We start from the raw sequence: 9,610 nt of genomic DNA, 5'->3' as shown, positions 1-9,610 counted from the left end.
GGTCACCCTTGCGGGTTGTCCGGTTTTTTTTTGAATCTGGCCCTTCTCGCGGGTTATGATGCTTTCCAACGTGTCACTTCACTACGCCCCATGAAACTTGCACTGAAAAACCCTGTTGCCCAGTTCAGCTTGTCGCCAAGGCTGGTCCAGGCCTTGCGCATGGCGCTTTGGCTAAGTGCAGTGGGCCTGGCTGTGTGGGTGCTCATCAAATTGTTTGCGCCCGCACCTGTGGTGGCCCCGGCCATGCCTGCGCAGGCTTCGGCCAATTATCAAATTGACCAGTCGCCTGAAGCTCGGCTCATGGGTGTTGAAACTGCCGGTGGCCTTACTCCGCCATCGGTGAATTTGTTGGGTGTTTTTGCCAACAGCGACGGCAAGGGGGCCGCGGTGATGTCAATTGAAGGGCAGCCAGCGCAGTCGAGGCGTGTGGGTGATGAAGTGGCCAACGGCTGGACACTGGAAGAAGTAGGCCCAACCTTCGCAGTCATGCGTCGCAGTGGGCAGCGGCATCAGGTCAATTTGCCCATTCTTGAAGCAGACCCCAATTTACTGCGTCGCGTGCCTGCCAACGGCTAAGCACCTGCGCCAATCAGGGTTTGGGTCAAGGCCTTGCCGTCAGCATCCTGAATTTCAATTTTTGCGGGTTGCCAGTTCAAGTCTTTGGCATACCAAATGCGCACAATCTCATCGCCAGCTTCTTCGGGCTTGGTCTCAAATTGCAGCGTGCTTACCCTGCGTTCGCCGTTGCCCAAATCCAGGGTCAATTCTTCTGTTTTCTTTAAAACAAACACCTCGTTGGCCACGCGCCCGGTGCTCATCACGCGCATGGGCAAAGTGTCGCCAGCTTTCAAGTCAGCGTTGCAGCGCAATCGGGCTGCAATCTGATAAATCATGCTGATACGGTCTTGCAGGCCTTTTTCATAAGGCGCAGATTCGCCATTGCGCTTGAACATCACTTGCTGGGTTTCTGCATTCAGCATGCTTTCAGCCACCGGTTTTTTACCGCGCTGCTCGGCATAATAAAGGGGTGTCAAGCCCAATTGCGGGTCCACAAGCCCCTCGCTTTTCTGGGTCAGCTGCCCTGAATACAGCAACGCCAGGAAGCCTTTGGCCTGTGAGGTCGACTCCAGTTTGTACTGTGTGCCCGCCACCCGAATTTTGTGGGTGCTGATCGCCAATTCGCCAGGAATTTGACTGTGCGTCAGTGAAAACCGCAGGTCTGAATCAATCACTTGCTTGCCCATGCCCTTGCATGTGGCATCGGCTGCCATAGCCGCTCCCGAGGTGCCCAAGCAAAGCAGGGCAGCAGCACCGATTTTGAACATTGTTTTTTTGGTTTTATTCATCGCTTCACAATACCTTCCAGATAACCTTCGTCTTTGCTGAAAATGCTCAGGCATTCTCGCCGGGGAGCCTGGCCCATGGGGGCGGCAGACACATGCACCCATTTGCCAAACTCCAGAATCAGTTGATCAAATTCACATGGCAATTGTGCAATCGCCGCAGCCAATTCACCGGGGCTGCCAAATTCAGGGCACACCACATCTGCTGCCAGCCCCGCACAGTGCTGTGAGTTGGGCACGCCACCCACCTTTTCATTCAGGGCCTCTGCCCTGAAACCACTGTTAATCTTTAACGCACCAGGGCGAATATTCAGGGACCTTTGAATATCGCCCAGCAAGGCCGACAGCCTGCTCAGGTTGTCCAGCAATTCTGGCGGGCAGCTGTTGTCTAGACCGCACCGCAGGGCGGTGTCAGAATGGCACAAGGTGTCCTGACAAAATTCAGGATGAAAACTCAACTTCAGGTTCATTCGTTTTGCGCATTCGTTATATTCGTCGTCCCCATGCGGGTTTGTCTGGCAAAGTGTATTTGCTCGATCTAGACAACACCCTGCACCATGCATCCACCCACATTCTGCCCGAGATCAACCGGCAAATGACACACTACCTGGCTGAGCACCTTGAATTGGACCATCAACAGGCCAGCGAGTTGCGCACCCAATACTGGCTTCGTTATGGCGCAACCCTCTTGGGCATGATGCGCCATCACCAAACCAACCCGCATCACTTTCTGGCCAGCACCCACCGTTTCGAGGGCTTGAAAAAACTCAGCTCTCGCCACGGCAGTGTGCCGCACCGCTTGGGCAAACTACCCGGCCTGCGCATTATGCTCACCAATGCACCTCGCGCTTACGCCGTGGCCTTGTGCAAGGAAATGGGCTTGTACCGGCACCTGCACGCGGTCATCGCAATTGAAGACATGGTAGTGCATCAAACCTGGCGGCCAAAGCCTACCAATATTTTGTGGCCAAACTTGAAAAGCAAATTAAAGGGAAAGCGGGCTTTGCTGGTAGACGACACCTTTGGGCACCTAGAGCAAGCGGCCCGGCACGGCATTCACACCAGCTGGATCACATTTCCCCGCCTGGGTTTCAAGCCAAGGCAACTCACGGGCAAAGTGAAACACCGCATAAGGCAGTTCGAAGCCATACGCACCGCAAAATTTTAGGTGTTACACACACTGCACTTGGGGTCTTTGCGAATTTTCATTTTCGTGAATTCACAACTGCGCGAATCGTAAATTTGCAGCGTGCTGTACATGGGTTGACCAAAGCCCGCCAAAATTTTTAGTGCCTCACTGGCTTGCAAGGTGCCAATTACTCCTGTAAGGGGTGCAAACACACCCATGGTGGCGCAGCGCACTTCAGCAACATCGTCCCCTTCCGGGAACAGGCAGTGGTAGCAAGGTGCGTCCGGGTTATTCAGTTCAAACACGGCAAGCTGACCGTCCAGCCGAATGGCCGCACCCGATACCAAGGGCTTGCCAAACTTCACACAGGCGCGGTTCACCGCATGGCGGGTCTTGAAGTTGTCGCAGCAGTCCAGCACCAAATCGACTTCTGCAACCAACTGTTCCAGTTCCTCGCCTTCCAGGCGGTGAGCAATCGGCACAATGGTGCTGCAGGGGTTCAGTTGATTCAGCTGGGTTTTTGCAGATTCAACCTTGGCCATGCCGACACGGGCTGTGGTGTGCAGCACCTGCCGTTGCAGGTTGGTCAGGTCTACTTCGTCGTCGTCGGCAATGTAAATGGTGCCCACACCCGCGCTGGCCAGGTACAAGGCACTGGGGCAGCCCAAACCGCCCGCGCCCACCACCAGCACCTTGGCACTGGCAATGCGCGACTGGCCTTCAATGCCAATTTCATCCAGAAGAATATGACGGGAGTAGCGCAGCAACTCCTCGTCATTCAAGTCTCGCAGTTCCATGCTCAAGCTGTTTGCGGGGCCGCTTACTTGCTTGATTTGGCTGTTTGTGCAGGCTTGCGGTTTTGCACCACAGGCTTGCCTTTCAGGTAATTCAAGGCCTGTTGCAATTGGTAGTCGTCTTTCTCGCCAAACACAATCGGCTTCATGTCCGCGTTCTTGTTGTTGTCAGCCTTCTTTTCGCTGGGCGTTTCTTCGCCTTTTTCATTGCTCAGGTGGCGAGTCAAGTCAGCCTCACGAACACGTTCAACAATGTCACCCTCAGGCGTTTCAGTCACGATGTAATCCGGCTCAATGCCTTTGGCCTGAATGCTTCTGCCTTTTGGTGTGTAGTAGCGGGCCGTTGTCAATTTGATCGCTGTGTTGTTGTTCAGCGGCAAAATGGTTTGAACCGAGCCCTTGCCAAATGTTTGTGTGCCCAGTACTTTGGCACGGCCGTGGTCTTGCAGGGCACCTGCCACAATTTCCGAGGCAGATGCCGAGCCACCGTTCACCACCACAATCATGGGTACGGTTTTGGCGATTGGGCTCAACTCTTTCAAGTAGTCTTTTTCGCGACCGCGCAGGTAATCTTCAGGCCCGGCCACCAATTTGCGCTGGCTGTCTTCAGTGCGACCATCCGTGGACACCACCAAGGTGTTTTGCGGCAAAAATGCGGCGCTCACGCCAACGGCTGCGTTCAGCAAGCCACCTGGGTCATTGCGCAGGTCAAGCACCAAGCCCTTCATGGGTGTTTTGGCTTGCAGGGTGTTGATGGCTTTCACCAGGTACTCGCCCGTGTGTTCCTGAAACTGGGTAATGCGAACGTAACCAATGGCATCGTCCAGCATCTTGGATTTCACGCTTTGCACACGAATGACATCGCGAATAATCTTCACTTCAATGGGTTTTTCCACGTCCTTGCGCAGCAAGGTCAGGCGAATTTCAGTTTTTGGTTTGCCGCGCATCAGGTTGACAGCATCCGACAAACTCATGCCTTTGGTGGGTTTGTCATCGATTTTCACAATCAGGTCGCCCGCTTTCACGCCGGCTTTGGCGGCAGGGGTGTCCTCAATCGGTGAAATAACCTTAACGAAGCCATCTTCGGTGCCCACTTCAATACCCAGGCCACCAAATTCGCCTTGCGTGCCCACGCGCAGTTCTTTGAATGCTTCAGCATCCAGGTAACTGGAATGGGGGTCCAGATTGGCCACCATGCCACTGATGGCACCATTGAACAGCTTGTCGTCGCCCACGGGTTCCACGTAAAAACTCTTGATTGCGCCAAATACCTCAGTGAACTGGCGCAGCTCACTCAAGGGCAAGGCCTCAGGCTGTTGCCGTTGGGCCACTGCACTGATTCCTACGCTGACCAACACGCCGGCCACTACACCGACGGATACCAAACTGATTTGACGCAATTTTTGACGCATAATGCCTACCGACCTTTGGTCCACGAAACAGGATCGAAGGGTTGTCCCTGATGCCTTAGTTCAAAATATAAACCTGTATCAAGATTACCACTGCTGTTGCCAGTTTCAGCAATGGTGTCACCCGCTTTCACGGAATCCCCTGATCTTTTCATTAATTTACCATTGTTGCCATAAACGCTCAAAAATTGGTCGCCATGGTCAATGATCACGATTTCGCCGAATCCGCGCAGCCATTCCGAGAACACCACCCGCCCGGCTGCAACCGCTCGAACCCCTTGTCCGGCCTCAGTGGCGATAAAAATACCCTTCCAGGAAGGACCTTGCCCGTCTTTTGACCGTGTTTGCCCGAATTGCCCTGACACCGTGCCTTGCACAGGCAGCACCAGGCGCCCCTTCAGTTTCGCAAACTCACCCGTACTGGGCATGGGGGGCGGGGAGGAATATTCCGGTTTGCTGGGCGCCTTGCCGGGCGTTTTGCCGCCTTGGCTTTGCTGTTGCGCAGCCAGGGCCTGTTTGCGCTTGGCCTCCTCAATGGCGCGGGCCAGCTCGGTAATCACATTGCTTAGCCGTGCCTCATCCCTTTGCAGGCGCTTTCGTTCAAGTTCCTGGTTTTTCAGTTTCGAGTTCAAGTCGGCGATCAGCTGGTTGCGCTCTTCGCGCTGCGCCACCAATTCCCGCTGGCTTTTGTTCTGGTCGGCAATGGTGTTGTCAAGCCGTTCCTGCTTTTTCTCCAGGCCCAGCCGAATGGATTCTAATTCACGGGCTTGCGCAGCCTGTTGCGCAGCCAAATCACGCTCGGCCGCTGAAATTCGTTCATACCAATAGCTTTCGCGCGCAGCTTCGCTGGCCGACTTACCCGCCAGCCATGCCTGTGTCGGGTTCACTTCGACCCGGCGGTACTGGTTGCGCATTACCTCCGCCAAACGCGCCTGGGTGCTCTCCAGGTCTTTCTGAAGTTGGGCCTCTTCCTGGCTCAGTTTCTTGATGTCCGTTTCCAGGGCATCCCTGTCTTGGTCCAGTGCCTTCAGGCGGTTCTGGGTTTTCTCCAGCCGTTGCTCAAGCAAGCCAAGTGCTTTCGCAGCCTGTTTTTTCTCGCCACTGGTTTCATTGATTTGTTTTTTCAATGCATCCAGTTTTCGGCGCACTTCGTCGCGCTCTTGTTTTACGCCGGCCGGGTCGCGCACATTGCTTTGCGCCCGGGCAGGTTCAGTGGCGCTCAGGGTGAGCACGGCCAATACAGCGCAAAGCCCACCCTGTGTACAACGAATCAACTTGGAATAGTTACGCACCTGTGTTTACTTGGCCTTTCCCTGGTTTTTCACGGCAGCCATGGCCGCTTCAATTTCGGCCTGGTCGCCCAGGTAGTAGCTGCGAATCGGCTTCAGGTTCTCATCCAGTTCGTATACCAATGGGCGTGCGGTCGGAATGTTCACCTGCAAAATGTCTTCTTCGCTCAGGTTGTCCAGGTACTTGATCAGGGCGCGCAATGAATTGCCGTGGGCTGCAATCAGCACTTTCTTGCCAGCCTTGATGGCGGGCGCAATGCCTTCTTTCCACAGGGGAATTACTCGGTCCACAGTGTCTTTCAGGCACTCGGTCAGCGGAATTTCTTCGGGCTTGAGTTTGGCGTAGCGGGGGTCTTTGCCCGCAAAACGAGGGTCGTCCACTTTCAATGGGTTGGGCGCAATCGCGTACGCACGTCGCCAAATCAGCACTTGCTCCTCGCCAAACTTCGCTGCGGTTTCTGATTTGTTCAAGCCTTGCAGGTCGCCGTAATGGCGCTCGTTCAGGCGCCATGCATGCACCACGGGCAGCCACATTTGGTCCATTTGATCCAGGGCAATCCACAGGGTACGAATGGCGCGCTTCAACACAGAGGTGTAAGCCACATCGAAGCTGTAGCCCTCGGCTTTCAGCAGGTCGCCTGCCTTGCGGGCTTCGTCGCGGCCTTTCTCGGTCAGGTCGACATCGGCCCAGCCGGTAAAGCGGTTTTCCAGGTTCCATTGGCTTTCGCCATGGCGCATCAATACGAGTTTGTACATGTTTGTGGCCTTTAAGTTGCTGTCTAATTAGGCAAACCTCCATTTTAGCCTCGATTCAAGGGGATATAATGACCAATCCATCAAGACCCACTCATTGCAGGATTTATGTCGCAGGAATTTCTGATTCAAAACAGTTGGCTCATCGCCTTGGCCGTTGGTTCTGGCCTCATGTTGATTTGGCCAGTGTTGACCAAAGGTGGCGGCACTCGCGTCACCGTGCCCCAAGCCACCTTGCTGATTAACCAAAAAAAGGCAGTGCTGGTTGACATTCGCGACGATGATTTCGTCAAAAACTCGGGCTCGGTACCCAACTCAAAGCGCATGGCCATCAAAGACCTGAAAGAAAAGGCCGGTACCTTGGCCAAAACCAAGGAAACCCCCTTGATCGTGTTGTGTCAAACCGGCGCGCGTTCAGGTGCAGCAGCCACCGTGTTGAAAGCAGCTGGTTACACCGATGTGTTTGTGCTTGACGGCGGCATCAATGCCTGGAAAGAAGCTGGCTTGCCGGTTAAAAAGGGACAAGAAGCCGCAGCAGATGCCGCGCCCAAAGCCAAAACACCCAAGGCCACCAAGCAGGTTGCCAAGTAAAAGCAAGCCAAGTTGTAGAATCACAGTAGTCAAGGAATACACATGAGCAATAGTCAAGCCCCGGTTCGTATGTACACCAGCGCAGTGTGCCCATTTTGTGTGCGTGCCGAACGCCTGCTAAACGAGCGTGGTGTTCAGAACATCGAGAAAATCCGGGTCGATCTTGATCCATCCCAGAAAGAAAAAATGATGGCTGAAACCGGCCGCCGAACCGTGCCGCAAATTTACATTGGCAGCACACATGTGGGCGGCTGTGACGACCTGTTCGACCTGGATCGCGCTGGTAAGCTCTTGCCACTGCTGGGGCAACCCGGCTAATTTCATTTCATACCCTATTCATTCAATCCATAGGAGCCAGCAAATGGCCGAACAGAATTCAGAAGCAGTGTTTCAAATGCAGCGCGTGTACATCAAGGACGCGTCCTTGGAGCTACCCAATGCGCCCCAAATTTTCCTCGAGAAAAACCCGCCCAAAATTGAAGTGGCTGTGGACGTAGGTGCGCAACGCTTGGCCGAAAACATTTTCGAGTCTGAAGTGACCGTCACTGTGACCGCCAAAATCGACGACAAAGTGGCTTTCCTGGTCGAGTGCAAACAGGCTGGTATTTTCGAAATTTCGAATGTGCCTGAAGAACAGTTTGATCCCCTGTTGGGCATTTTGTGTCCCAACATGATCTACCCCTACCTGCGTGCCAACGTGGCCGACCTCATTACCCGCACAGGCTTCCCACCCGTGCATTTGTCCGACATTAATTTCGAGCAGTTTTACCAGCAACGTTTGGCCGCAGCCCAAGAACAGGCTGCCAAGCAAAACGGTTCCGGCATCATCACCACAGCCTAATCGGTGGCGCGCATGAACATCACCGTGTTCGGTGCGGGGGCATGGGGCACCGCAGTGGCTGCCCACACGTCGTTTGCGCATGATGTGGTGTTGTGGGGGCGCGATACCGCTGTGCTGCAATCCATTGCCAGCCAGCGTGAAAATCCGCGTTACCTGGCGGGAATCAAACTTTCTCCCACACTGAAAGTGCAACCCGATTTTTCGGTGGCTGCCCGGCATGCGCTTGGGCAAGCTGATGCACTTTGGGTGTTAGGTACGCCCATGGGCGCACTGCGCCAAACACTGTTGCAATTGCTTGAAATAGCGCCCTTTGAGCAATGGCCGCCTTTGGTGTGGCTGTGCAAGGGTTTTGAGGTAGGTACTGGCCTGATGCCGCACCAAGTCATTGAGGAAGTGTTGGGCAAGCCCTATGGCGGTGCGCTCACAGGCCCTTCCTTTGCTGCCGAAGTGGCACGTGGCCTGCCCTGCGCACTCACTGCCGCCAGTGCTGACGAGCCCACCCGCCAAGCTATGGTGCGTGCTGCACACCATGCCGCCTTGCGGGTATACGAGCTTGACGATCTGGTCGGCGCTGAAGTGGGCGGTGCTGTAAAAAACATCATGGCGGTGGCTACCGGCATTTGCGATGGCATGCAACTGGGGCTGAATGCCCGGGCTGCGCTCATTACTCGGGGTATGGCTGAAATCAAGCGCCTGGGGGTGGCTTTGGGCGCGCAGGCTGAAACCTTGAATGGTCTATCCGGTTTTGGCGACCTCATTCTTACCTGCACTGGCGATCTGTCCCGCAACCGGCGCGTCGGTTTGTTGTTGGCTCAAGGCAAGTGTTTGGACACCATTCTCAAAGAATTGGGGCAAGTGGCCGAGGGTGTGAAATGTGCGCCTGTGGTCAAGCAACTTGCTGCCAGCTTGGGTGTTGACATGCCAATTACTGCGGCGGTCAATGCTGTTTTGTTTGAGGGCTTAAGTCCGGGTGAGGGCGTGATGCGTTTGCTGTCGCGCGAGGCCAGGTCTGAAGATTCAGCGTGATTGCGCGCTGAACTTGAAGGGTGACCACTGCGGTTTTTTGCTGACTTGTTGCTTGTTCGCTGCTGGTTTCTCGCCTACTCGGCGTGGGTTACTCGTGCCGCACTGAAAACCGCTTGATCCCTTTTTGACTTTATTCTTGCTCACCTCGCTCGGCAAAAGGGCGGGCCGAGTCTCGGTGTCGGCTTCGCGCCGAACGCTTCAAATAAACTCAAACGGGGCGGTTTTCTTGAAGTGCGTCCCAAGCAATCCCACTGCCGAGTTGGCTTAAACCTGCCGTGCGCGACCACTTGCAAGTTCAGCTCAGCGTCACCGTCGGCTGGGTCTGTAGCCCAATCGGCGGCGGTGTTTCGATCGCCTCGCCTTCAAGAAAACCTGCCCGTTTGAATTCACCCGCCACGGTCGGCCAAAGGCCGGCACCGAGACTCGGCCCGCCCT

The 9,610-nt window shown here is 54.9% G+C and carries 12 protein-coding genes; 6 read left to right on the top strand and 6 right to left on the bottom strand.

Features of this window, described 5'->3' with window-relative positions; genetic code table 11:
* Nucleotides 1–90 precede the first annotated feature (90 nt).
* Nucleotides 91–576, top strand: a complete 486-nt coding sequence (locus tag FCS97_RS01695) for a type II secretion system protein N (protein WP_138516029.1) — start codon at nt 91–93, stop codon at nt 574–576.
* On the opposite strand, the gene FCS97_RS01690 is transcribed toward FCS97_RS01695, so the two are convergent.
* Nucleotides 573–1,346 carry a DUF3108 domain-containing protein gene (locus FCS97_RS01690; protein WP_171035127.1) on the bottom strand — a complete coding sequence of 258 codons (774 nt, stop codon included), beginning with the start codon at nt 1,344–1,346 and terminating at the stop codon, nt 573–575. The two genes, FCS97_RS01695 and FCS97_RS01690, sit on opposite strands and share 4 nt — an antisense overlap.
* On the bottom strand, nt 1,343–1,813 hold the full coding sequence (locus FCS97_RS01685) for a D-Ala-D-Ala carboxypeptidase family metallohydrolase (protein WP_138516025.1): 471 nt from the start codon (nt 1,811–1,813) through the stop codon (nt 1,343–1,345). Before FCS97_RS01685 ends, FCS97_RS01690 begins: the two co-directional genes overlap by 4 nt.
* A gap of 5 nt (nt 1,814–1,818) precedes the next feature.
* Here FCS97_RS01685 and FCS97_RS01680 point away from each other — a divergent pair, with 5 nt between their 5' ends.
* Nucleotides 1,819–2,511 carry an HAD family hydrolase gene (locus tag FCS97_RS01680; protein ID WP_138516023.1) on the top strand — a complete coding sequence of 231 codons (693 nt, stop codon included), beginning with the start codon at nt 1,819–1,821 and terminating at the stop codon, nt 2,509–2,511.
* On the opposite strand, the gene FCS97_RS01675 is transcribed toward FCS97_RS01680, so the two are convergent.
* From FCS97_RS01675 to gpmA, 4 genes are read right to left on the bottom strand one after another with little or no spacing between them, the layout of a single operon-like run.
* Nucleotides 2,508–3,254 (bottom strand): HesA/MoeB/ThiF family protein, encoded by a 747-nt coding sequence (locus tag FCS97_RS01675; protein WP_138517750.1) that lies wholly within the window; start codon nt 3,252–3,254, stop codon nt 2,508–2,510. The two genes, FCS97_RS01680 and FCS97_RS01675, sit on opposite strands and share 4 nt — an antisense overlap.
* A 38-nt stretch (nt 3,255–3,292) precedes the next feature.
* Complete coding sequence (locus FCS97_RS01670) at nt 3,293–4,681, bottom strand: S41 family peptidase (protein WP_425460739.1); 1,389 nt, start codon at nt 4,679–4,681, stop codon at nt 3,293–3,295.
* A 2-nt stretch (nt 4,682–4,683) separates the two neighbouring features.
* Entirely contained in the window at nt 4,684–5,967 is a 1,284-nt protein-coding gene (locus FCS97_RS01665) for a murein hydrolase activator EnvC family protein (RefSeq protein ID WP_138516019.1), read from the bottom strand.
* A gap of 6 nt (nt 5,968–5,973) precedes the next feature.
* Entirely contained in the window at nt 5,974–6,720 is a 747-nt protein-coding gene (gpmA, locus tag FCS97_RS01660) for a 2,3-diphosphoglycerate-dependent phosphoglycerate mutase (RefSeq protein ID WP_138516017.1), read from the bottom strand.
* 105 nt (nt 6,721–6,825) lie between these two features.
* Between gpmA and FCS97_RS01655 the strand changes: the two genes are divergently transcribed.
* Genes FCS97_RS01655 through FCS97_RS01640 form a run of 4 tightly spaced genes read left to right on the top strand, consistent with a single transcriptional unit; the run spans nt 6,826 to nt 9,175 of the window.
* A complete protein-coding gene (locus FCS97_RS01655) occupies nt 6,826–7,308 on the top strand; it encodes a rhodanese-like domain-containing protein (RefSeq protein ID WP_138516015.1) in 483 nt (160 codons plus the stop codon).
* A gap of 42 nt (nt 7,309–7,350) precedes the next feature.
* Nucleotides 7,351–7,626 carry a glutaredoxin 3 gene (gene grxC, locus FCS97_RS01650; protein WP_138516013.1) on the top strand — a complete coding sequence of 92 codons (276 nt, stop codon included), beginning with the start codon at nt 7,351–7,353 and terminating at the stop codon, nt 7,624–7,626.
* Between the two features lie 43 nt (nt 7,627–7,669).
* Nucleotides 7,670–8,149 carry a protein-export chaperone SecB gene (gene secB, locus FCS97_RS01645; RefSeq protein ID WP_138516011.1) on the top strand — a complete coding sequence of 160 codons (480 nt, stop codon included), beginning with the start codon at nt 7,670–7,672 and terminating at the stop codon, nt 8,147–8,149.
* 12 nt (nt 8,150–8,161) lie between these two features.
* Nucleotides 8,162–9,175 carry an NAD(P)H-dependent glycerol-3-phosphate dehydrogenase gene (locus FCS97_RS01640; RefSeq protein WP_138516009.1) on the top strand — a complete coding sequence of 338 codons (1,014 nt, stop codon included), beginning with the start codon at nt 8,162–8,164 and terminating at the stop codon, nt 9,173–9,175.
* Nucleotides 9,176–9,610: the final 435 nt, after the last annotated feature.

The sequence above is a fragment of the Limnobacter alexandrii genome, assembly GCF_005871185.1.
Lineage (GTDB): Bacteria > Pseudomonadota > Gammaproteobacteria > Burkholderiales > Burkholderiaceae_B > Limnobacter > Limnobacter alexandrii.
This window is presented reverse-complemented; position numbering and strand designations above follow the sequence as displayed.